Origin of the sequence: Chromohalobacter sp. 48-RD10, assembly GCF_029889785.1 — a bacterium.
Classification (GTDB): Bacteria; Pseudomonadota; Gammaproteobacteria; order Pseudomonadales; family Halomonadaceae; genus Chromohalobacter.
In genome coordinates, this window is sequence record NZ_JARANX010000018.1 from 1 (window position 1) to 23459 (window position 23459).

Annotated in this window: 25 protein-coding genes and 1 other RNA gene; 8 read left to right on the forward strand and 18 right to left on the reverse strand. The window is 58.4% G+C overall.

Annotation, left to right across the window (positions count from 1 at the left end; translation table 11 throughout):
* The coding region (locus OP496_RS14090; RefSeq protein ID WP_348522012.1) for a DMT family transporter at positions 1–856 on the forward strand (856 nt) is incomplete at its 5' end.
* Positions 857–1049: 193 nt separating this feature from the next.
* Positions 1050–2465 (forward strand): FAD-linked oxidase C-terminal domain-containing protein, encoded by a 1416-nt coding sequence (locus OP496_RS14095; protein WP_280564343.1) that lies wholly within the window; start codon positions 1050–1052, stop codon positions 2463–2465.
* A 258-nt stretch (positions 2466–2723) separates the two neighbouring features.
* Here the strand turns inward: OP496_RS14095 and OP496_RS14100 are convergent, their stop codons facing one another.
* The 11 genes from OP496_RS14100 to OP496_RS14150 form a co-directional block, all read right to left on the reverse strand.
* Positions 2724–3200, reverse strand: a complete 477-nt coding sequence (locus OP496_RS14100; protein WP_280564344.1) for an OsmC family protein — start codon at positions 3198–3200, stop codon at positions 2724–2726.
* A 118-nt stretch (positions 3201–3318) separates the two neighbouring features.
* On the reverse strand, positions 3319–3849 hold the full coding sequence (locus OP496_RS14105) for a DUF1176 domain-containing protein (protein ID WP_280564345.1): 531 nt from the start codon (positions 3847–3849) through the stop codon (positions 3319–3321).
* A gap of 84 nt (positions 3850–3933) precedes the next feature.
* Positions 3934–4584, reverse strand: a complete 651-nt coding sequence (locus OP496_RS14110) for a DUF2268 domain-containing putative Zn-dependent protease (RefSeq protein WP_280564346.1) — start codon at positions 4582–4584, stop codon at positions 3934–3936.
* Positions 4585–4702: 118 nt separating this feature from the next.
* Positions 4703–5200, reverse strand: a complete 498-nt coding sequence (locus OP496_RS14115; RefSeq protein ID WP_280564347.1) for an HIT family protein — start codon at positions 5198–5200, stop codon at positions 4703–4705.
* A 38-nt stretch (positions 5201–5238) separates the two neighbouring features.
* Complete coding sequence (locus tag OP496_RS14120; RefSeq protein WP_280564348.1) at positions 5239–5661, reverse strand: GNAT family N-acetyltransferase; 423 nt, start codon at positions 5659–5661, stop codon at positions 5239–5241.
* Positions 5662–6017: 356 nt separating this feature from the next.
* The gene (locus tag OP496_RS14125) at positions 6018–6209 is read right to left on the reverse strand and encodes a hypothetical protein (protein WP_280564350.1); all 192 of its coding nucleotides are present in this window, start codon (positions 6207–6209) and stop codon (positions 6018–6020) included.
* Between the two features lie 439 nt (positions 6210–6648).
* Positions 6649–7116 carry a hypothetical protein gene (locus OP496_RS14130; protein ID WP_280564351.1) on the reverse strand — a complete coding sequence of 156 codons (468 nt, stop codon included), beginning with the start codon at positions 7114–7116 and terminating at the stop codon, positions 6649–6651.
* Between the two features lie 10 nt (positions 7117–7126).
* Entirely contained in the window at positions 7127–7642 is a 516-nt protein-coding gene (locus tag OP496_RS14135) for a hypothetical protein (protein ID WP_280564353.1), read from the reverse strand.
* Between the two features lie 573 nt (positions 7643–8215).
* Positions 8216–8542 carry an antibiotic biosynthesis monooxygenase gene (locus tag OP496_RS14140; RefSeq protein ID WP_280564354.1) on the reverse strand — a complete coding sequence of 109 codons (327 nt, stop codon included), beginning with the start codon at positions 8540–8542 and terminating at the stop codon, positions 8216–8218.
* A 106-nt stretch (positions 8543–8648) separates the two neighbouring features.
* Entirely contained in the window at positions 8649–9008 is a 360-nt protein-coding gene (locus OP496_RS14145) for a hypothetical protein (protein WP_280564355.1), read from the reverse strand.
* Between the two features lie 513 nt (positions 9009–9521).
* Positions 9522–11729, reverse strand: a complete 2208-nt coding sequence (locus OP496_RS14150; protein ID WP_280564356.1) for an OsmC domain/YcaO domain-containing protein — start codon at positions 11727–11729, stop codon at positions 9522–9524.
* 173 nt (positions 11730–11902) lie between these two features.
* Here OP496_RS14150 and OP496_RS14155 point away from each other — a divergent pair, with 173 nt between their 5' ends.
* A complete protein-coding gene (locus OP496_RS14155; protein ID WP_280564357.1) occupies positions 11903–12154 on the forward strand; it encodes a type II toxin-antitoxin system prevent-host-death family antitoxin in 252 nt (83 codons plus the stop codon).
* Entirely contained in the window at positions 12151–12405 is a 255-nt protein-coding gene (locus OP496_RS14160; protein WP_280564358.1) for a Txe/YoeB family addiction module toxin, read from the forward strand. Before OP496_RS14155 ends, OP496_RS14160 begins: the two co-directional genes overlap by 4 nt.
* Here OP496_RS14160 and OP496_RS14165 read toward each other — a convergent pair.
* The 5 genes from OP496_RS14165 to OP496_RS14185 form a co-directional block, all read right to left on the reverse strand.
* Positions 12399–12944, reverse strand: coding sequence for a macro domain-containing protein (locus OP496_RS14165; protein ID WP_280564359.1), 546 nt, complete (start codon positions 12942–12944; stop codon positions 12399–12401). The two genes, OP496_RS14160 and OP496_RS14165, sit on opposite strands and share 7 nt — an antisense overlap.
* Positions 12945–13184: 240 nt before the next feature.
* Entirely contained in the window at positions 13185–14417 is a 1233-nt protein-coding gene (locus tag OP496_RS14170) for a UbiH/UbiF/VisC/COQ6 family ubiquinone biosynthesis hydroxylase (RefSeq protein WP_280564360.1), read from the reverse strand.
* A gap of 20 nt (positions 14418–14437) precedes the next feature.
* On the reverse strand, positions 14438–15640 hold the full coding sequence (ubiH, locus tag OP496_RS14175) for a 2-octaprenyl-6-methoxyphenyl hydroxylase (protein ID WP_280564361.1): 1203 nt from the start codon (positions 15638–15640) through the stop codon (positions 14438–14440).
* A 195-nt stretch (positions 15641–15835) separates the two neighbouring features.
* A complete protein-coding gene (pepP, locus tag OP496_RS14180) occupies positions 15836–17173 on the reverse strand; it encodes a Xaa-Pro aminopeptidase (protein WP_280564362.1) in 1338 nt (445 codons plus the stop codon).
* 67 nt (positions 17174–17240) lie between these two features.
* Positions 17241–17846 (reverse strand): UPF0149 family protein, encoded by a 606-nt coding sequence (locus OP496_RS14185; protein WP_280564363.1) that lies wholly within the window; start codon positions 17844–17846, stop codon positions 17241–17243.
* 210 nt (positions 17847–18056) lie between these two features.
* Between OP496_RS14185 and OP496_RS14190 the strand changes: the two genes are divergently transcribed.
* The 3 genes from OP496_RS14190 to OP496_RS14200 all read left to right on the forward strand — a co-directional run bounded on the left by OP496_RS14190 (position 18057) and on the right by OP496_RS14200 (position 19288).
* Entirely contained in the window at positions 18057–18377 is a 321-nt protein-coding gene (locus OP496_RS14190) for a cell division protein ZapA (protein WP_280564364.1), read from the forward strand.
* 101 nt (positions 18378–18478) lie between these two features.
* Positions 18479–18662: non-coding RNA, 6S RNA (gene ssrS, locus OP496_RS14195), on the forward strand.
* An 8-nt stretch (positions 18663–18670) separates the two neighbouring features.
* Positions 18671–19288, forward strand: coding sequence for a 5-formyltetrahydrofolate cyclo-ligase (locus OP496_RS14200; protein ID WP_280564365.1), 618 nt, complete (start codon positions 18671–18673; stop codon positions 19286–19288).
* 432 nt (positions 19289–19720) lie between these two features.
* On the opposite strand, the gene ilvA is transcribed toward OP496_RS14200, so the two are convergent.
* Positions 19721–21286, reverse strand: coding sequence for a threonine ammonia-lyase, biosynthetic (ilvA, locus tag OP496_RS14205; RefSeq protein WP_280564384.1), 1566 nt, complete (start codon positions 21284–21286; stop codon positions 19721–19723).
* A gap of 210 nt (positions 21287–21496) precedes the next feature.
* On the opposite strand from ilvA, the gene rpiA reads away from it, so the two are divergent.
* Complete coding sequence (rpiA, locus tag OP496_RS14210; RefSeq protein WP_280564366.1) at positions 21497–22168, forward strand: ribose-5-phosphate isomerase RpiA; 672 nt, start codon at positions 21497–21499, stop codon at positions 22166–22168.
* Here the strand turns inward: rpiA and waaA are convergent.
* The gene (gene waaA, locus OP496_RS14215) at positions 22165–23454 is read right to left on the reverse strand and encodes a lipid IV(A) 3-deoxy-D-manno-octulosonic acid transferase (RefSeq protein WP_280564386.1); all 1290 of its coding nucleotides are present in this window, start codon (positions 23452–23454) and stop codon (positions 22165–22167) included. The genes rpiA and waaA overlap by 4 nt on opposite strands.
* Positions 23455–23459: the final 5 nt, after the last annotated feature.

Below are 23459 nucleotides of genomic sequence, written 5' to 3' on the forward strand. Positions count from 1 at the left end.
ACTCGTGGTGCTCGCCTCACTTTGCTGGGGTTTATCGGGCGGCATCGGCGGCCTGCTCATGGCGGACGACTGGGATGCGTTCGTCGTCTCGTTCTACCGGGGCGCCATCGGCCTGCTGTTCGTGCTCGGCTGGTTGGCGATCCGCCCGCGCCACAGCGGGTTGCGCAACCGCCGCCTGTGGGGATGGTCGGCGGTGGCCGGCCTGGGCGTCGCCGGCAACTTCGCGTTCTACTTCCTCAGTATCTCGCAGGGCAGCGTCGCGGTGGCGGCGACATTGATGTACTCGGCGCCAATCTTCGTCTACCTGCTCTCGTTCGTGCTCAAGCTCGAAAAGGCCACGCCGATAAAATGGGCTGCCATCGTGGTGGTGATGCTCGGCATCGTGTTGCTAACACGCCTATACGATGTGAGCTCAGGGGGCGTCACGCTACTCGGCGTGGGCGCCGGGCTGCTAGCCGGGGTCTCCTACGCGATGTTCATCTTCGGCTTCAAGTACGCCGCACCGTACGGCAGCCCACAGGCTATTTTGGTGATTGCCTTCGCGGTTCTCGCCGTGCTCCTGGCTGGGCTGGGCGATACCAGCCAAACACTGGACGTGCTGCATACACCGGACTGGCCACTGTTCGTCACGCTGGGGATACTCGGCGCCGGGCTCTCGTTCATCTTCTACATCGCCGGCCTGAAACACACCGCCCCGGCCGTCGCCTCCATCGTCGCCATGGTCGAACCCGTCACCGCGTCACTCTTCGGCGTCGTGGTCCTCGGCGAAAGCCTGGTGAGCATTCAGATCGTCGGGATGGTGCTGATCCTCGCCACGGTGACCGCGCTGAGCGTTTACTCCCGTTCCAAGGCGTGAGCTGGGATGAGGAAGTGACGTCGACCCATGCTCACCGACATTACTGACTCCTCTGGACACAGTGTCACCGGGATTATGTTCTTGTGGGGCTTGAGGCTATTCACAGGCAAGCTGCCGGACCGCATTTGCGGTATGCTGAAAGGATCAATAGCCTGCTCACTGTCGATCCCTTTGCTGATACAAGGTGCTTCTGATGCTCTCCACCTCAACATCCTCCGTGGAACAATCCTCGCGCCCTTCTGCCGCGACGCTTCAAGCGCTGTTGAACGAGCTTGAGCCGGTTCTCGGCAAGCGAATCACCACGGCAGCGGGCATTCGCGAGCAACACGGGCACGATGAATCCTGGCATCATCCGGCTGCGCCGGACGCGGTCTGTTTTCCGCATTCCACGGAAGAAGTATCTGCCGTCGTCAACGCCTGCGCGGCGCATCACGTGCCGGTCATCCCCTATGGCGTCGGCACCTCCATCGAAGGTCAGATCATCGCCGATCAAGGCGGCCTGTGTATTGATCTTTCGGCCATGAATGCGATCATCGAGGTACGCCCGGAAGACATGGACGCCACCGTCCAGCCTGGCGTAACCCGTACCCAGCTCAACACTGACCTGCGCGCAACGGGGCTCTTCTTTTCCGTCGACCCAGGTGCGGATGCCAGCATGGGCGGCATGGCCTCGACTCGGGCCAGCGGCACCAATACCGTGCGCTACGGCACGATTCGCGAGAACGTGCTGTCGATGACCGTGGTGATGCCGGACGGCCGCATCGTCGAGACCGGAACCCGCGCGCGCAAGTCCGCCGCTGGCTACGATCTCACCCATCTAATGATCGGCGCCGAAGGCACGCTTGGCATCATCACCGAACTCAACGTCAAACTGCATGGGCTACCGGAGGCGATCTCATCGGCGACGGTAGCGTTCGAAGATGTCACCGGCGCGGTCAATGCAGTGATCGCCTCGATCCAGTACGGCATCCCCATGGCGCGCATCGAACTGATGGACGCGCTGGCCATGCGCGCGGTCAACGACTTCTCACAGCTCGACTACGCCGAGAAGCCAACGTTGTTTCTGGAATTCCACGGCACTCACGCCGGCGTCAAAGAGCAGGCCGAGACGATGGCCGAGCTGTGCCAGGAGTTCGGTGGCAGTCACTTCGCCTGGGCGACTCAGGAAGAGGATCGGCAACAACTGTGGCAGGCGCGCCATGACGCCGCCTATGCGGCCAAGGCACTGCGCCCGGGGATGGAGTTTCTGGCCACCGATATCTGCGTACCGATCTCGCAGCTGGCCGAATGTATTGAAGAGACGCAGAAAGACGTCGCCGACAGCGGCCTGATCGCGCCACTGCTGGGCCATGTCGGCGATGGCAATTTTCATCTAGTCATCGCGGTAGATCGTGAAAGCGAAGAAGAACTAGCAATCCTCGACGCGTTCAATCAGCGTCTTATCGAACGCGCGCTCGCCGCCGGTGGAACCTGCACCGGCGAGCACGGTATCGGCACCGGTAAACGCACCTACATGGACGCCGAGCACGGCGAAGGCTGGGCGGTGATGCGCACCATCAAGACCACCCTCGACCCGCTCGGCATCATGAATCCGGGGAAGCTCGTTTGAGCCACCGACACACTATCCTCGTGTGGGCTACCCACTCACGCGAGGAAGCTCCCGCTCTCAGGCACAGGGCAATACCAACCCGCTTGCTATCCAACTCTGCCGCCAAGGAACCGAGCATACGGCGGTATTCCACCCCTCATGTCTCTTGGTACTCACGGCTAGATCCGCCCCAAAGCAACCAACGAGGCACCAAGGCCGCGATTGAACCACACCACCCAAGCCGCACCTTGCACGCGCAGCGAACGACCAGGCCTTCAGTTAACCCCGGAGAATTTCGGGCTCACATGCGACCTCAAAATTCACCGAATTTGCAATAAAACAGAGCGAATGCGCTTTCTCGTGAAGAGACGTCGCCAGCTCACTATCGTCTTCTTTGCCAATGCGTACACTGGGTTTGAGTGTCACGCTATCGAAATGACCGCCACCGCTTTTTGTCTCAATCATGCGGCCTTCGGCATTGTCCTCGTAACTGGATACCGTGATGCCAGCGTCAGCGCACAGATGTAGATACCAGAGCATATGGCAAGCAGAAAGCGAGCTAAGCAAAAGCTCCTCCGGATTATAGCGTGACGCATCGCCCAGAAATGCGGGATCCGCCGACCCAGCTATTGTTGGTTTCTCACCGCAGCTTATTTCATGATCGCGCGAGAAAGCACGATAGTTCTTTGTGCCTTCGCCTGAGTTACCAGTCCAGACGACGGTAGCGGAGTAGTTATGTTCATCTTTTTTCGGCATCGTTGGTTCCCTCTTGCATGTCGAGGCCCGAATCATTGATGACGCATTATCCAGGATAGCGTGGGGGCATCAGAAGCTTGCTATTGAATTTTTAATCTCTCACTAATAATGCAAAGCTTTACTCGGCTTCAAAAATGACAGGGAGTTCGCTGACGTTATGGTTGCACGCCTCAGCGGCGCGATACTCGGTCAGCCGGAAGTAGCCGTTTTCCCACTGCCACGTGCGCTCGCCGCCACAACCTCCGGCGCCGCGGTCCTTGTACTGGTCGGTCAGCACACCGGTGTCCGGATCAAAACTCGGGTCATACAGTACGTCGGTGCCCGTCCAGCTGCCGTTACGCCACTGAGCGAAGAGCAGTTTGCGCGGCGCAGCATCATCGGCCTGATAGATCACCTCATACGTCGTTTGATAAGCGCCGACGTTGCACACCGCAAGCCACAGATCGCCGCTTCTTGCATCGTCGAGCGAATAGTGCTGCGGCACCAGGCCGCGTGAGTCATCGGTTGGCGGCGCACAGGTATCGCTCATTTGCGCGATCACCTCATCCGGCAGCGCGGTCGTCGTCTTTGTCTGTTGCTGCGCGTTGGTAACACCCACCGAGCAACTCAGTGCGGCAGCGGCCAACCAACTTAATATACGAAACGTCATTTCGGCCTCCTTGGCAGGTCGATCTCACTCAAAGCGCTTGCACTTAGCGCGTGCATTGTATTGCTCGGTATTCTCGTATTAATGCTAGCGGATACCTGACATTCTTATTATCTCGTCGCTTGTAACAAGAGCCAAGTCGGCAGCCGATAACCCAGACGCCAAGATAGCTTGGTCTACAATGTAGGTTCCTGCACGGTAACCAACCCAACGCCGCCCATCCGGATGCTGGAACATCCAATGCTCGTAAGACGCCGACATCGGCAGCTCTAGCAACTCAGCCACCCATTGCGCGATCTCGTCAGGATATTGCCCCCAGGGCGTCTCACGGCCCCCAAAATCTCGCTCAAATACGGTCGCAAGGCCCTCGCTGACGACTCCCTCCATAAAGGAGGTGCGCACCGCGCCGCCATACATGACCCATCCTCTTACCAAATGATGAAGCTCATGAAACAAAGTGAAACGCAGCTGAGTACGGGCGACAGCAGCTACACCCACCGGCAATCTCGCATCAACGGTCCACCCCACGCGGCCTGGTGCGATTGCCATGCCCATCTCTCCCGTTTCCGGGATAACGAAAGGCCCCGTCTGACAGGCCAACTCAATATCTTTATTTAAGTCGCCGAGGAAAGAACGAATCTCCGGTTCAGCATCAGCACACACCTCTTCAATAACCTGGCGGGCATCTTGTGGAAAATGCCGACAATCCTTGGTATCAAGAAACAAAGGAACGATCATCGGTAATTCCTTCAGTGAGCGCCTGTCGGTCCGACGCCCTCAATACGCACGATTTTGCAGTAAACATGAAGCCATGGTGAAAAATTTCTCATCGCTATTTCCTTTATCATATAGTCACCTAACACCTGATTTTAGCCGCGAGTTCCGACAAGACACTATCATCCTCACGCTTATAATCATGAGACGAAATATAACCTTCATAATGATCGAAGTATTTTTCAACGCTAGACGCCACAGCTTTAAATTCAGAGTCTTTGCCTGTACCGTGCATAGGGAATAATTTTGCGTGCAGATGATCCACTCCGTAACCCTCGAACATCATTCCCGTACGCGCAACACCATCCAATTTTTCATCGAGTAGCAGCGCTACACGCTTTGAAGCCAGCACCAATGCTGTCACAACTTCATCATCTTGAGCGAACAAATAGCTTGGAAAATGGCACTTCGGTATGACCACTGAGAAACCAGGCGTATTGGGGTAAATAGAAAGAAACGCCAAATGATCACCGTCCTCCCAAATCTTGTGGCATGGCACGTTACCTGCCACGATCTCGCAAAAAATACAGCTCATTTTTTTACCCTCAGATTTTCTGCATAGCGGTTGCAGCAGAGGCACGACGGCAGGTTGTCACTTGCATGCACTGGTCAGGAAAACTAAACCTCCCGCTCCATATAGTGAGTACCACCTTCAGTTTTGTAAATCCTGAATCCCCTTCGTTTATATAAATTTACTGCCGGGTTCTCGCAAAACACACGAAGCCGAAGTAGTTGAAACCCCGCTTGTTGGGCCAGCTCAAATGTATGATCTATCGCCTTTACCCCCACCCCTTGACGTTGCCAGCTAGGCTTGATTTGAAGGTCACGAATATAGTATGCCGCATTATCATGACTCAACCGAAGCACTCCAACTTGGCAGTCATTTATGACTATTTCGTAGCTCTCAAATTCGCACCAGTTCTTATCGAATGCTTTCTTATCCCATCTAATTCCGAGTTTTTTGTAATAAGTTTCCATATTCCGTCGAGTCAGTTGCTCGACAAAATATTTGTCATTCGCTTGCCGGAAAATGGGTTTCATTTAGTCTCCCTAACTCCGACCATCACCGATGGTTAAGCCTGAGCAAGCCGGAGGGCTCGACATCCAGTGAATGGCTTGGTTATACCTATTCATAGGATCTAGTCATAGATTCTGCATCCTCCCCATAAGCCAAAAGACGATCCCTTAGCTTCTCATTCACCTTCACAACTTCAAACCCTTGACGCTTCCAGTAAGATTACGCCCCTGGATAGCTACCAGAAACAACCGGTTATATCCCTTGATGTTGCGGACTCCAATACTGCGTTCAGCAAACATTTCGCAGTACCGCCATTGCGTGCGTTACGGCTCACCGCGATGTCGTGGATACAAAGGCTATCCGCATCTACCGGAACAGACTAATCAACACCATCCACGTCAAGCATTTCACCATACATCCATGGCAAAGCCACCACATAGCCTACTAGCATGTCATTCTGCATCGCGATAAAACTGAAATCCGAATTAGCAGACAGCTTTGCAGAAAACGGATCAACAGATTCGAGAAGATACTCGCTATAACACTCACGCTGAATACGAGAAATGTCCATGAGATCAGCCTGCGACATCTTTCTAATTTCCATAGTGGCATGCATCTCCATCTTGTGGAATATAAAGCCCAGCTCACCGAGCAAATTTATGCTTGTTTTTACAAAAATGGTGACAGCGAAAATTTGTCCGGTGCAGCCGTGTATTATGGTGGTAGAATGCTAAACTCGCTATACTTGATTTTCGGAGCGCAAGCAGAACCACTGCCAGATAAGTACGACCGCAAGACCCTCTTGCTTGGTGCTGTGCTTCATTAGCTTGGCAGAAAACTGCGCTAGAAGCGATAATATGGCCGGTTACTTTTCACTTTAACGAAAGTACCGATTAATTTATGACTATCCTTTATTCTGGGCAATCTCAGCACTGGTGATGTGGGTACTGGTTTATTGGCGCTTACTCTTTTTTAGGAATGCCTGTCCCAGCGAATCCACCATCTCAAAACTAATAGAACGCATCAAATCTATCCCCTTTGATTTTGTTCAAAGCCTCCTTGCCTCCAGTCGTATAAAACAGGACCGTTCTTTCACCTTTAAAGGTAACTGTTATTTTCTTTTCTTGAACCACCTTTGAAAACAATCTCACTTTATCATCGCGGCGATAAGGTATATAAAAGTCACTACCTTCTTTGCACCATAACCTGACGGGAACCATTCTGCCATTGATCTCAAGAGCTCCCATTCCCTTTAAAACATTTTCATCGGGAGAACAGTATTCAGCAATTGAATTAGAAACGCTAAATATTATCTGTTTGGCTGCATTCTCCATGATGACGAGGCGAATATCTCCTCCATCCTCAGGCTTGTTAACAAACCCTCCGCTAGCGGAATATTCGGACCAGTTCCCCTCCTGCGCAGATACAGGAAGTGACAGAGTTAAAAAAATCAAGAAGGTAATTAAGACTAACTTCATGATGCAATCCCTATACGCCAATGTAACGATGAGAATTATGAAGTATTTCTTCTAAGGAAGACAAAGCTTCTTCTGGGTCCATTTTCCTTGTATTCGGGTTCTCGGATATAGAATTCTTCAGTTCTGTTAAGTGCTGGTATACATCTGAGTCTTGGCCAAAAAGAAAACGAGACTCTCTGTAAGCTTTAACAAAACTCTTGTTAACTTCATTGTCAACTTCTTGATCATACATAAAGCTGAGGTAGTAATCGACAGATGATGTATAGATACCAAGTTTCTTGTTGTGAACATCTAGCCGAAACCTTCTTTTATTTATTTTATAATTCAAATAAATAAACAAAGTAGCAAATACAGTCATTAAAATCGATATAAAAGGCAACAAATTTTGATTCAGAATCTGCAGAAATTCTTGCATGACTACGATATCTTGTTCTGACATGGCGCTTCTACCCTCAATACAGAACGCTTCTTTTGGGAGTGTCTTTCCTAGACATGATATTTTGACCTGCCCGTTCTCAACGATCATGGGTTATCGTTGGGGATGGGTAAACAACACTTGGACAGAGCTACATTGAGGAGGACAGGTCACGACCAAGTTTAACGCTGAATCCACGTCAATTAACACCGTTGGCGCTGCCGTTGAACCAGAGCAATCACTACTCCATACCGCTTATGTCGGTCTGGATGCGCACAAATGTCAACGCCAATGGCCCGAACCGCTGGGCAAGATCGACCGCTTCGCCGATGTATTGAAGCTCATCCCCGATGGTGATTGCGCACATATCGGCTGCTGCATTCGGGGCACTGGGTAGTCCGAGCCGGCAGAAGGGTCCAGCGGAGTACCGGTTCGGACGAACACCTTCCCGGAGCGTGTGTAAGTACTCGTCCAAGGATCCACCGGTGTTCCGCTGAACCTCCGAGCTTCCAACGCTCCAGAACTCGAATCCGGCGAAGCGTCGCGTTTCGATTTTTATAGATAAACTCTTCTGGGAAATAGCTGCCCAATGACGCTCAGCACGCGCGGCTTTGTAATGGAGGCGAAGCCGCAATGAAAAAGCCGTCGCCGTGGCTGGCTTGGTTACAAAGCAAGCGCACCCATCTACCTACGCGGCTCTGGCGAAAACTGATGTTCGATGGCCTCATAATGCTGTACTGAAAGGTCAGCCTCAAGCTCGTAAACCTCGTCTTCTGGGTATAACCATGCCTGCGAAATATCGTTGCCAGCAAAAGCTTTGATTGATTCCAGATTGTCCCAATAGGTGATGAGCGTGAGTTCGACCTTGTCTGCCAGAGAGCGACGGAATATCTGAGCGCCGAGAAAGCCGAGTGTTGCCGACGAATCCTTGACACCAGTTTCATACAGATAGGTCGTGAACTCCTCTCTGAGGTCTTCCGGCACCAAACATTTCCATTCTCTGGCGATCATTTTTGCTCGCTCTCCCTTGCTTTGTAACGCCTAAGTCAGTTGCCGGCCGAAGCGCGGCAGCGCTTTGACCGGTCAACTGCAGCGATATTTCAGGGAATTCTCTGATTTACGACTCATCAGAACTGCTCTCATTTGATTTCGCTTCCACAGTTTCACCGGCGCCACTTTCATTCTGATTCTCCATTAGTGAAACAAGCAAAGCAGCCAACTCGGCTTGATCTTCTGGTATTTCGTGTCCGTTAATTGTTGTTTTTCTGCGACTGCGTTTAGAAGCAATATCATAAATCCATGTTGTGAACAGAGCGACATCAATGTCATAAGTTATATCAACTATGAATTGAAGAATTTCTGCCGCATCATCATAGGAAAGCTCGGGAGCAGGTTTCGATTCCCAGTCATCAATACCTGCAGGAGAAACTTGTAAGCCTTCTAAATCATTATTGAGTATGGCGTCACGAACTTCCATGCTTCCGGCGACGATACGAAACCTGTACGACATTTCTTATACTCCCTAACAGGTATTAGGTAGCGCGCTCGTTTTGTCACTTGAACGAGCCCGCGCGTTCAATAAATCTTATCTAGCCTGCCATGTCGCACTTAAATCACTGATTTTAAACAATGCCAATCATAATTCGGCAATCTATGCAGAATTCGCGTGCTTGCGCGTTTCATCAGGGCCAGCGTCTGGAGGAGAAAAGCGGCGAGTCACGGGCCGGGCACGCTACCGCCCCTACCCTGCAAGCGGTGATGCGCCCTTGTCATCCCATGCGGTAGTCCCTGCGTTGCGTCGTTGTCATTCTTCAGCCTGGCCGTCTAAGCAGCTTTAGTGATTCAGAGTATGCAAGTGTGATGATGGATGCAAAGCGGCGGTTGGTCGTAGAGGTGGGGCCCTGGTGTTAACGCATTAGGCGGGGGTGAATGCCCTCTCCGTCGGGGCGCGCCGTGAGCGGCGATGACGGAGAGGGTGGGGAGGCGCAATTTACGCGGTGGCGATGCCGGCTTTGGCGGCGCGCGCGGCGTGCAGCTTCTTGTAGCTTTCGATCAGGCGCTGGTGGCGGTCTATGCCTTCCAGCCCCATGCTGGTGGGTGTCAGCCCGGGGAAGCGTATCTCGTCGTTCACCGCGCCGATCACTTGGCGCATAGTCTCTTCGCCGAACATCCGCGTGAGGTTGCGGTGGTAGTCGTTGAAGTCGAGGTCGTCGTCCAGGGCGATCTCTAGCACCGCTTGCATGGCCTGGTGAAACAGGCCGCGCTGCACGGTGTTGTCGTTGAACTGCAGGAACATCTGGACGTGCTCCAGCGCGGCTTCGTACTCGCCTAGGGCGAGCTCGATCAGCAGCTTGAGCTCGAGGATGGTCAGTTCGCTCCACACCGTGTTGTCGTCGAACTCGATGCCGATCAGCGTGCCGACCTTGATGTGGTCGTCGAGCTGACTTTCTTCCAGACGTTCGAGCAGGTCGGCCAGGCGCTCATCCTCGAGCGAATGCAGGTTGAGGATGTCCGCGCGGAATTCCAGCGCCATGTTGGTGTTGTCCCACACCAGGTCCTCGACCGGGTACACCTCGGAATAGCCCGGTACCAGGATGCGACATACCGGTGCGCCGAGATCTTCATGCTCCATCACGTAGGCTTCCAGGCCCTGCTCGGCGAGCAGTCCGTAGAGGCGCTCGGCTTCTTCCGCGGTGGTGCCGGCGAAGTCCCATTCGTGGAAGTCGATATCCGTGCTATCGCTGAAGAAGCGCCAGGAAATCACCCCGGAGGAGTCGATGAAGTGCTCGACGAAGTTGTTGGGCTCGGAGACCGCCAGCGAGCTGAAGGTCGGCTGCGGCAGATCGTTCAGGCCCTCGAAGCTGCGCCCCTGGAGCAGTTCGGTGAGGCTGCGCTCCAACGCGACCTGAAAGCTCGGGTGCGCGCCGAAGGAGGCGAACACTCCGCCGGTGCGCGGGTTCATCAGGGTCACGCACATCACCGGGTAGCGGCCGCCGAGCGAGGCGTCCTTGACCAGCACCGGAAAGCCCTGGGCTTCCAGCGCGGCGATGCCTTCCTGAATGCCGGGGTACTTGGCCAGCACCTCCTCCGGCACGTCGGGCAGGACGATTTCCTGCTCGATGATTTCCTTCTTCACCGCGCGCTCAAAGATCTCGGAGAGGCACTGCACCTCGGCTTCGGCGAGCGTGTTGCCGGCACTCATACCGTTGCTGAGGTAAAGGTTCTCGATCAAGTTGGAGGGAAAGTACACCATCTCGCCATCGGAGCGGCGCTTGAAGGGCAGCGCGACGATGCCGCGATCCGTGCGCCCGGAGTTGGTGTCGATCAGGTGCGAGCCGCGCAGCTCGCCGTCCGGGTCGAAGATCGCCCGGCAATGATCGTCGAGGATGCCCGCAGGCAGCGCGTCGTCGTCTTCCAGCGGGAACCAGCGCTCGCTGGGGTAGTGGACGAAGGCGCTATCGGCGATCTCCTCGCCGAAGAACTGATCGTTGTAGAAGAAGTTGCAGCTCAGGCGCTCGATGAACTCGCCCAGCGCCGAGCAGAGTGCGGCTTCCTTGGTCGCGCCCTTGCCGTTGGTGAAGCACATCGGCGAGGCTGCGTCGCGCAGATGCAGCGACCAGACATTGGGCACGATATTGCGCCACGAGGCGATCTCGATCTTCATGCCCAGGTCCTCGAGGATCTGGGTCATATTGGCGATGGTGCGCTCCAGCGGCAGGTCCTTGCCCTCGATCCAGGTTTCGCCGCCTGCGTCGTCGTCCTTGGCATTCGTGCCCATCAACAGCGCCTGGGCATCCTCGTCGATGTTCTCGACCGTCTCGATCTGGAACTCGGGCGCGTTCTGGATCACGCGCTTGACACTGCACCGCTCCGCCGCGCGCAGGATGCCGGTGCGGTCTTTCTCGGAAAGGTCTTCCGGCAGCTCCACCTGGATCTTGAAGATCTGGTTGTAGCGGTTCTCGGGGTCGACGATGTTGTTCTGCGACAACCGGATGTTCTCGGTGGGGATGTCCCGCGCGTTGCAGTACAAGCGCACGAAATAGGCCGCACACAACGCCGACGAGGCCAGGAAGTAGTCGAACGGACTCGGCGCCGAGCCGTCGCCCTTGTAGCGAATGGGCTGATCGGTCTCGACGGTGAAATCGTCGAACTTGGCCGCCAGCCGCAGATTTTCGAGAAAGTTGACCTTGATTTCCATGTACAAAAACCGGGTTGGTGTCGGGTGCGCCCTGGGGGCGAATTGCCGGCCATTATCCGGGTTTCAAGCGGGTATGTCTTGGGTGTCGTCGGAGAGCGGGAAAGTAGCCGATTGCCAACACTAACGCATGTACCATATAATGTACATGGACAGAATAATGTACAGGAGCTTCTATGGATGCCATCAGCTACACAGCCGCCAGAACCAACTTAGCAAAGACCATGGAACGGGTTTGTGAAGATCATTCGCCGGTGATCATTACCCGGGGGAAGTCACAATCAGTGGTCATGGTCTCTCTCGACGACTACGAGGCACTGCAGGAGACAGCTTACCTTCTCCGCGCGCCCAAGAACGCCCGCCGCCTGATGGAATCCGTTGCCGAACTGGAGCAAGGCGACGGGGAGGAGAAGGAGCTTCTTGAATGAAGCTCATCTTCTCCGAAAATGCATGGGAGGACTATCTGTACTGGCACAAGACCGACAAGAAAGTCCTTAACCGAATCAATAAGTTGATCAAGGAAATCAAGCGGGAACCCTTTGAAGGTATCGGCAAACCTGAACCCCTGAAGCACAGCCTGGCAGGTTACTGGTCGCGCCGAATCAACGAAGAAGACCGCATGGTCTATAAGGTCACGGACGACGCTCTCTTCATCGCCCAGCTTCGCTACCATTACTGATCAAGACTGAGCGAGCGCTCAAGAACCTCTTCATGGACGCGGACATCCGCCTCCTGAAACAGCACAAACCGGATATGCTTGACCGAAGAGAGCTGGGGCAGCGTCTCTATAAGCGTCTTGAATGCCACCTGCGTCGCCGCTTCTAGCGGATATCCGAAGGCCCCGGTCGAGATCGCTGGAAAGGCGATGGAGGTAAGCCCATGTTGCTCGGCCAGTTCGAGCGCGTTGCGATAACAGGCCGCCAGCAGCGGCTCAGCGGGCTCGTCCACGCCATACACCGGGCCCAAACAATGCACCACCGAGCGATTGGGCAAGTTATAAGCACCGGTGATCACCGCTTGCCCCGACTGAAGGGGCGCCAGCGGCTGGCATTCCCGCTCCAGCTCCGGCCCGGCGCCACGATGAATCGCCCCCGCCACACCGCCGCCAATACGCAACGCCGCATTCGCCGCGTTCACGATGGCGTCCATATCCGGCTGGCGCGCGATATCACCCTGCACGCATTCAAGCGTGACGCCCTGATGATTGCGTTTCGTCATGAACTCACCTCCATGGGTATCTGATCCGTTGTCCAAGCGCACGGTTCATGAGAGAAAGAAGGACCTTCGCGAATGACACCTTTTCTTTGGAGATATCGGGCAGGTTAGGTGCGGCTGCACGCTGCCACAAGCTTCTTGACCCGCAGGCCCTTGCGGTGCTGCTCGGCATGCCTGACAACGCACCGACCAAACGCTTTTCATGATCGCTAAACTAGGCATATGACCGGCCCAACGCTTATCTTAACGACACACGGCAGGCAGTTCGCCACGTTCGCCGGCGGCTTGGCGGATCATGGTGCGCTTGAGAGGCATGAGCTTGTCTGTACTGGAGAGGCCGACGTTACGTATCAATCGTAATGCAGGGTGCTTGGCGCCGAATAAGAGGCGAAAGCCGTCCATCAGTGCCAGCATGGCGGCGTTGTCACCGCGCCGGCGGCGGGCGTAACGCGCCAGCGTGCGGGCGTCGCCGAGCGCTACGCCACGTTGGCGTGCGTGGGTGATTTCTTCCGCCAGCACCGCCGCATCCAGAAAGCCGAGGTTGACGCCTTGGCCGGCCAGCGGGTGGATGCTGTGCGCGGCGTCGCCGATCAGGGCCAAGCCTGGTGCAGTGTATTCGCGGGCGTGGCGCTGGGTCAGCGGGAAGTTGTGTACCTCGTCGAGCACCTCGATCTTACCCAGCCGGCCTTCCATGGCATCGCCCAGAGCCTGGGCGAACGCATCCGGCGCTAACGCCAGCAGGCGCTCGGCGTGCTCGGGACGAGTCGACCAGACGATCGAGCAGTGATGGTCGTCTTCCTCGACGCGCAGTGGCAGAAAGGCCAGCGGCCCGTCGGGAAGGAAGACCTGACGCGCCACGCCGCCATGGCCATGCTCGCAGCGTAGCGTGGTGACCAACGCCACATGGCCGGTCTCGCGCTCGCTGACGTCAATACCCGCCAGGTGACGAAGCGGTGAGCGTGCGCCGTCGGCGGCGACCACCAGCGGCGCCGTCCAGCGGCTGCCATCGTCGAGGGTGACTTCCTGCGCGTATGCCGTGCGGGTGAGCCCCGTCACGCGTGCGTCGAAGCGCTGGGTAACGCTCGGCAAGGCCTCGAGGCGCGCTTCCAGGGCGGCCAGGATGACGTCGTTCTCGACGATATGGCCGAGCTCGTAAAGGCCGATATCCGCCGCCGCAAAAGCGATCTCGCCGCTGCCTTCGCCATCCCAGACGCACATGCCTTGGTAAGGCGACACGCGCCGCTCGGCGATCCATGGCCAGACGCCGAGATGCGTCAACAGGCGTTGCGATACGGGCGTCAGGGCGCTGACCCGTGGCGCGGGCAAGCCGTAGCCAACGTCGTCACGCGTCAACGGCGTGGAACGGGCGTCGAGCACCGTCACCGAGATGCCGGCCTCACCGAGCAGCGCCGCCAGGGCGCTGCCCACCATGCCGCCGCCGACGACGATCACTTCATCGTGTGTTGTCTCATCCATGCTGGTTTCCTTATTGGCCTTCATCGCTCCAGCCCCATGGCGCGGCGCGCCAGGGTGCGTCGCAGTGGACTCACGATATTGAGTCCCACAAGGCCTGCGGCGCGCAGGTGGGAAAACGCAGCGTGCTCGATGCCGAACAGGCGAATCAGACCATCGCTGAAGCGGATGACGTTACGCCGGTCGGCGGCGCGACGGTCCTCGAAGTCGCCCAGCAGGCTCGCACCGCCGATGGCCTGACCACGCGCCAGTCCGGTTTCCAGCGCCGTGACCAGATCCATGACGCCACGCAAGGCAAGATTGAAACCCTGCCCGGCCACCGGATGCAGCGAGTGGGCCGCATTGCCCATGATCGCCAGATGCGGGCGCACCGGTTCCTGGGCGGTGACCAGCGACAGCGGATAGGCGTCACGTTTCCCGATGCGCCGAAAGCGCCCCAGACGATCACCGAAGGCTTCTTGCAGCCGTCTCAAGCACTCGTCGTCACTCCAGCCCAGCGTCTCCTCGCGCGACACCTTGGCGTGCGTCCAGACCAGCGCCATGCGGCGCCCGGCCAGGGGTAGTAGCGCCATCGGGCCATGAGTCGAGAAGCGCTCAAACGCCACGCCGGCATGGTCGCGACCGATCTCGACGTTGGCAATCAAGGCGTGCTGTTCATAGGACTGAGCTTGGCTGGCGATGCCCAGGCGCTCCTTGAGCCCCGAGCGGCCGCCATCGGCGAGCACCGTCAAGCCGGCCTCGAGGCAGGCGCCGTCGCTGAGCGTCAGGCGGTGGCCGTCGGCGATGGGCACGATGTCCTCGACGCGCGCCGGGCAGTGCCAGGTCAGCGGCAACGATTCGAGGCTAGCGTGCAGCACGCGCCCCATCCAGGCGTTGGGAATCACGTAACCCAGGGCGTCGAGATGGAACTCGTCGGCCGTCAGCCGCGTCGCCCCGAAGCGCCCGCGTTCGCTGACGTGGATCTGGCGAATCGGCGTGGCGCGCTCGGCCATTGACGCCCACACCCCGAGCCGCTCGAAATGCCGGCGCGAGCCTTGCGCGATGGCGCTGGCGCGCGCATCGAAACTGGGCTGGAAAGTCGTCAGCTGCGTTGCATTCAACGGCGCGGCCTCGATCACCGCCACACGCAGCCCATGGCGCTCGATCAACGGCGCCAGGGCACATGCCAGGCTGGCACCCACCAGTCCACCTCCCACGATGGCGATATCGACCCGGTTAGGCGGCATCGAAAACTCTCCCTGTCGGCTTCAAAGGTCTTGTCATTCGTAATGGCAAGACACGCTGTTTTGTACCACGTTAAGTGCATGGACGGCAGTCACGGCGGGGCTCTCCCAAGACCTCAGAGGCTTACTCTTCGCGGCAATCCTTTTTACGTATCCGTAACGTAATTACGTATAAAATTTAAAGCGGTCAAAAAACGATCAACTATCATTCATTATTGCCTCTATTTCGGCCACTTCCTTGGGCACGTCCGTCGTCAACACCTCATGCCCCGTCGCGGTCACCGCGACATCGTCCTCGATGCGTATGCCCATGCCGCGATATGCCTCGGGAATGTCCTCGGCGTCGGGGATATAGAGTCCGGGCTCGACGGTCAGCACCATGCCCGGTGCCAGCACGCGCGGTTCGCCGTCCAGCCGATAGGTGCCCACATCATGTACGTCGAGCCCCAACCAGTGCGAGGTGGCGTGCAGGAAGAAGCGCCGGTAGCTGTCATCGGCGATTCGCGCCTCGAGCGAGTCTTCGAGCAGCCCTAGGCGAATGAGGCCAGCGGTCAGGTCGCGCACGACGCCATCGTGGATCGCACGCAAGGTCGTATCTGGCGCGACAGCGGCCACCGCGCGGCATTGCGCCTCGAGGACGACCTCGTAAAGCGCGCGCTGCGCGGGTGTAAAGCAGCCATTGACCGGGAAGGTGCGCGTGATATCGCCAGCGTAGAGCTCGAACTCTCCGCCAGCGTCGATCAACACCAGGTCGCCATCGCGAAGCGCGGCATTATTTTCAATATAGTGCAGCACACAAGCGTTTTCGCCGCCCCCGACAATCGTGGCATAAGCCGGGGCGCGGGCACCGTGCCAAGCGAACTCGTGCTCGAGCTCTGCCTGTAACTGATACTCGAGAAGGCCCGGCGACACGTTCTGCATGGCCCGGCGATGCGCCTGCGCCGAGATGCGCGCGGCATGGCGCATCAGGCCCAATTCCGCCTCGCTCTTGATCAGGCGGCGTTCGTGGATCAGCGGCGCGACATCGGCGAAGGTACTTGGCGTGCGTTCGCCACGCCGGGCCTGGGGCGCCAGCTCGGCGCGCAGCGACTTGGCCAGGGCCAGCATCTCGCCATTATCGAGGGGCAGATACAGTGTTTCACGGCCCTCGAGCAGCTCGGGCAGTAGGGCATCGCGGTTGGCGTTCTCATAGGCGTCATCGACGCCGTAATCCGTCACCGCTGCCTGGGCGCCAATGCGTATCCCGGTCCAGGCCTCCTGAAAAGGGTCCTTCTCTTGGCAGAACAGCACGGCTTCGCCAGCGTCGCGACCGGGCAGCAACACCAGCAACGCGTCGGGCTCGGGAAAGCCGCTCAGGTAGTGGAAATCACTATCCTGGCGAAAGGCGTATTCGCTGTCGCGGTTGCGCGTGACCAGCGAGGCCGCCGAGATCAATACGGCACTGTGCGCGGGCAAGGCCGCCATCAACGCCTGACGGCGGGCACGGTATTCATTACAAGCAATCGCCGCCGGACGCGGCAAGGCAGTACGAGGCATGGACGCTCCTCGGAGGGCGGGAGATGGGGGATAAGTGGCCGGGCACACGCCCGGCCCGAAAGATTCGTCAGTGAGTCTGTGACGGCGGCGTAGTGGCGTCGTCATCCTCGGAATTCTCGACACGCTCGACCTGGGGCTGGCCGGGATGCTGCTCGGTGTAGAGCAGCATGGCAGCCATGCGCGCATGCTCGGTCAATGCAAAGAGATCGTTCTCGTTCTCGGCATTGTCCTCGAGTTCGGTCTCCAGGTTGACGAGCGAGCCAAGGTCTTCGAGCACTTCGCGCAGAGACGCCGACCAGTCATCACTCTGGCCGCCGGCCTCGACGATGGCTTCCAGGAAGCCCTGAGTCCATTCCTGGAGACCGTGCGCGCGCTCGGCGAGAGAGAACAGGTCATCGGGCAGCAGCGGCTCGAAGTTGAGTTCAGGCGCGGCCAGAGCGTCCAACGCTTGCCGCCGCCAGGCGAGCAGGACTTCGCCGTCTTCGCGGCTATTGGGTTGATCGACACCCAGGGTCGCGCAGACTTCCTCGAGCCAGGTATCGGCGCTGATGTCGGCCAGCGCCAGGCGTGCGCACAAGCGACCGTCGAGAAACGCCGGTGACTGCATGCTACCGTGGGTGAGGAAGGTGTCGGCGACACGTGAAAAATCGAGTTGTTCGTCAATGAGGGACATGATGCGATCCTGTGCTGCAGGCCACCGGGCCGCGTTGACCGCGACCGGGCGGCTCTTTATAGTGATCAGTGGCTTACATGGCGGCGAACGTAGGCTCGCGACGGCAGGATGCCGATATCGTCGAAGCCGTTCCCTCCACCGCGCATGACGCGGAAACTTGGTTCCATCTTACCGCATCGGGCCCAACCTTGGCCCGCTCTGGAGCGATCCATGAACGACGCCTCGCGGCAGACGACCGAGATCACCTTGCTGGGACGCCCCTACGTGATCGCTTGCCCGCCCGATCAGGAAGACGAGCTAAAGCGCGCGGCGCGCTATCTGGATCGCGCCATGAACGGCATCCATTCCCAGGGCAAGGTACAGGGCGCCGAGAAGATCGCCATCATGGCGGCGCTGAACATCACGCATGAACTCCTCGAAGCGCTCGACACCCAGCGCGAGAGCGAGTCCAGCTTGTCGCGCCTTAGCGAACGCCTGGAACAAGTCCTGGCCGATACGCCATCCCCAAATGACAGCAAACCATCGAGCTGATATTCAGGCATTGTTCGGCAAGCGCTTGTCACAAGGTTCTTGCCTCGATACGAACAGTACCTGGCATTTTGGCCACGCCTCGGTCTTTGCTAGAATAGAGACGTTCCCTGAGGTGTTCGCCAGTCGTTATATTCCCTCGAGCCTATGCGCATTACCATGGGGGCTAAATGCTAGACGGGTCTGTGTGCATGTCCGTGCGACGGAAAGCCTGATGACTCGTCTGCGGCCACCCACCTTGAACCTTTAGGTTCAGGGCCAAAACGACAGCGGCACTTTGGGGAACCTCACCGAACATGACGCACGAACTTCCTCTCGAGCTATCCGACCGACGCAGCCTGCGCCGCGAATTGCGCCGGCGCCGCCGTCGACTTTCCGCATCGCAACGTCGCCAGGCCGCCTATGCGCTATGTCGCCATCTGCGCCGATTGCCGGAGGTCAAACGCGCGCGCCGCGTCGCGCTCTATCTGCCCAATGACGGCGAGATCGACCCGACACCGCTGATCGCGTGGTTCCGTCGCCGTGGCGTCCGAGTGTATCTCCCGGTGCTGCGCCCGCTGTCCGACAATCGCCTGTGGTTCGTGCATTACCACGCTCAGACGCCCATGCGCACCAACCGCTTTTCCATCTCGGAACCGAGCACGCGCCATGGTGCGCATCGCGCACGGCGCCTGCCGGCCTGGGCGTTGGATCTGGTGCTCATGCCGCTGGTCGGGTTCGATACCCAAGGCAACCGACTGGGCATGGGCGGTGGCTTCTACGACCGTACGTTTGCCTTTAGACGCCTGCGTCGCCCGCACCCGTGCATGATCGGTCTCGCCCACGACTGTCAGTACGTTGAGCGTCTGCCCATCGCGGACTGGGATGTGCCCCTCGATGCCATCGTCAGCGACGCCCGCACCGTGCGCCCGTAACGCAAGCGGCCGACGATGGAAAGCCATCGTCGGCCGCTCGGCGATCCATGGTGCAAACACTCGGACGTTCAAGACGACCGGCGAATACGCCCAGATACCAGGGCGCTCATCAAGTGCCCATCAATGTCTGTGCGTAACCCGTCGCCACGACACCCAAGCCAAACAACATGACTAAAGCCATGACCAAATCAGGCTTGCGTTTCATTTCCTGCTCCGTAAAAGACTGTTTCTTATAGCACCCCAAATAACGCTTACGACTATAGGGCCAGCCGTAGGGGTTGACAACTGGCCTCAGGCACAAGAATGAAACGTTTGGTTAACGAACAACGTTCTTATTGGATATTTGTCATGCTACCGACATGAGAACCTATGGGAATATAAGTTCTCATAATCGGCGCCTATGAAGGCACTCGTAGCATGACGTTGGGCAACTCACGCCATGAACAGGCGATAGGCCGGATTGTCGGACTCTTTCCAGTAACGATAGCCAATACGCTCGAAGTGCTCCTCGACATGCGCGCGGGCGCCATTGGGAATCTGCATGCCCACCAAGACCCGGCCATACGCCGCCCCGTGATTGCGATAGTGGAACAGCGAGATATTCCAGTCGGCGGGCAGATGCGTCAGGAAGTTCATCAATGCACCGGGACGCTCGGGAAACTCGAAGCGATAGACTTCCTCGCTGAAGTGTTCCTTGGGGCGCCCGCCGCCGAGATGGCGAATGTGCAGCTTGGCCAACTCGTTATCGGTAAGATCCTCCACCGGGTAGTCGGCCTCGCGCAGCTTGTCGATCACCGCCTGACGATCGTCGCCACCCGGCTTGACCTGCACCCCGACGAAGATATGCGCCTTCTCAGGATCGGCGTAGCGATAGTTGAACTCGGTGACCATGCGCTTGCCGATGGTCTTGCAGAACTTCTTGAAGCTGCCGGGGCGCTCGGGGATGGTCACCGCCAGGATCGCCTCGCGCTGTTCGCCCAGCTCAGTGCGCTCGGCGATGTGCTGCAGACGGTCGAAATTGGTATTGGCACCTGAGTTGATGCACAACAACGTCTGGCCGTCGACACGCTCTTGCTGGATATACTTCTTGAGCCCGGCCAGCGACAGCGCGCCAGAGGTCTCGGCAACGGCGCGCGTGTCCTCGAAGATATCCTTGACCGCCGCGCATATCTCGTCGGTAGTGACCGTGACCACACCGTCGATCCAGTGGCGCAGGATCTCGAACGGCGCCTCGCCGATCTGCGACACGGCGACGCCTTCGGCGAACACGCCGACCTGGTCGAGGGTGACGCGCTCGTTGGCTTCCATGGCCGCCTTGAGGCAAGCCGAGTCTTCCGCCTCGACCCCGTAGACCTTGATTTCGGGGCGCAGGTACTTGATATAGGCCACTACGCCAGCGAGCAGGCCGCCACCGCCGACGGGCACGAAGATCGCATCCAGCGGCCCGCTATGCTGACGCAAGATTTCCATGCCCACCGTGCCCTGGCCGGCGATCACATCATTGTCATCGAAGGGCGGAATGTAAGTATAACCATGCTCGTCGATCAACTCGCGCGCGTGCGCCAGTGCCTCGCCGAAGGCATCACCCTTGAGCACGACTTTGGCGCCACGGGCGCGTACCGCCTGCACCTTGATGTCCGGCGTGATGCGCGGCATGACGATGGTCGCCTTGACGCCCATCTGCTTGGCGGCCATGGCCAGGCCCTGGGCATGGTTGCCGGCGGAGGCGGCGATCACGCCCTTGGCCTTCTGCTCTTCGCTTAGCTGGGCCATCTTGTTGTAGGCGCCGCGAATCTTGAAGGAGTAGACCGGCTGCAGGTCCTCACGCTTGATCAGAATCGTGTTGTTGAGACGACGGGAAAGGAAGGGGGCAGTAGATATCGGTGTTTCCCGGGCTGCTTCGTATACACGTGCCTGGAGGATTTTCTTGGCGGTCTCTTCTAGCATTCTGGTGTGTCCTGCGAATGTGCGCGTCTCATTGTGAAACCGGCGCGCCAGAGGGGGCTGGCCAGCCGATAGCAAACTTCTATTGTTAGCAGAGGGCGCGGCATAGCGTCCAGTCCCGCGCCTGCCGTCATGTCTCTTATACAGCGAGAATAAGCTCTATAATGGATACGGATTTCGCCGATACGCCTTCACAAGGACGTTTACACGAACCTTTATGCAAACTTTTAAACGACTCGTTACGAACGCCCATACGGACGCACCATGACCCAAGACGAACTCAAGCGCGCGGTGGCTGCCGCCGCCATCGAGGATATCAAGCCCTTGCTCGGCCGCGACGCCATCATCGGCGTGGGCACCGGCTCCACCGCCAATTTCTTCGTGGACTTGCTGGCCGAGCACAAGCATGACTTCCTCGGCGCAGTGGCAAGCTCAGACGCCACGGCCGAACGGCTGCGAGGCCATGGCATCGATGTTTTCGAACTCAACCATGTGGGCACAGTGCCAGTTTATGTCGACGGCGCCGACGAGATCGATGCGCACTTCAACATGATCAAGGGCGGCGGCGCGGCGCTGACACGCGAGAAGGTCGTCGCGGCCTGCGCGGAACGTTTCGTGTGCATCGCCGACGCCTCCAAGCACGTCGAGGTGCTCGGTGGTTTTCCGCTGCCCATCGAGGTGATCCCCATGGCGCGCTCCTACGTGGCGCGCGAGCTGGTCAAGCTGGGCATCACCCCGGTCTACCGCGACGGCGTGGTCACCGACAACGGCAACCAGATCCTCGACGGTTACGAATACCTGTTTGAGGACCCCAAAGCCATGGAGCAGCGCCTCAACAATATCGTCGGTGTCGTCACCAACGGGCTTTTCGCCCAGCGCAGCGCCGATGTCTTGTTGTTGGGGACGGATAAGGGCGTCGAACGCCACACGCCCTAGGCGTGTACGTCCGCTGGCAGGCGCGCCGCGATGCCTGCCAGCGTCTTTTCCAGCGCGCCGCGATTGGCGGCTACCACGGCTCCGCCGGCGGCACCCAGTCGGCGGCGCTGGTCGGGGTCGTCGGCGAGGGTCACCAAGGCCTCACCTAGGGCCTCGGCAGTGTCGATCTCGCACAGTGCCTTGGCCTCGCGCAGAGTCTCGGCAATGTCCTGAAAGTTCTCCAGATACGGCCCGGTGAGCACAGGCACGCCGAGTGCGGCGGGTTCGAGCAGGTTATGTCCGCCGATGGGTACCAGGCTGCCGCCCACGAAGGCCGCGTCCGCCGCGGCGTAGAAGCGCATCAGCTCGCCCATGGTGTCGCCCAGCAGGATACTCGTCTCAGCATTGGGCGTTTCACCTTGCGAACGCCGCGCGAGACGCTCGCCGCGTGCCTCGCAGAGCTCGGCCACCGCCGAAAAGCGCTGCGGATGGCGCGGCACCAACACCAGCAAGGCCTGCGGGTCGCGTTCGCGTAGCCGGGCATGGGCATTGAGCACCTGCTCGTCTTCTCCCGCATGGGTCGAGCCTGCCACCCATACGAATTGCGCGCCCCACTGAGTATGTAAGCGCTCACCCTCATCTCGCAACTCGGCATTGATGGGTAGATCGAACTTGATCGAGCCCACGACCTCACCGCGCTCGGCAGGTAAGCCCAGTGCCGTGAAACGTTCGAAATCCGAGGCCGACTTGGCCGCGAGCCAACTCACCGCGCCCAGTGCGCCACGCAGCAGCGGCGCCACCTTACGATAGCTCTGGAAGGCCTTGTCGGAGAGTCGAGCGTTGGCGACGATCACGGGCACGTGCTGGCGTTCACACGCTGCCAGCAGGTTGGGCCATAGCTCGGTTTCGACGATGATCGCCAGGCGCGGACGCAAACGCGCGATGAAACGTCGCGCCGTGCCCGGAAAATCCAGCGGCAGGAAGTAGTGCGTGAGCGCATAGCGCTCGGCAGGAAACAGCGCCCGCACGCGCTCGGCGCCGGTGGCGGTCATGGTGGTGACCACCAGTCGGTGGTCGGCGTGACGCTCGGCCAGGGCCTCGATCAAGGGCCGTGCCGCCAGCACCTCACCGACGGAGGCGGCATGCAGCCAGATCGTCGGCGGGCCATCCGCCGCGTCGGCGATCAATCCCAAGCGCTCCGCGCGCTTGTTAGTAAGCGCATGCTCACGCCATATCCGCCACCAGATCAGGGGCGAGAGCAGATACAACAGCGCGCTATAGAGACCGCGTGCGGCACCCGATGCCATCATTG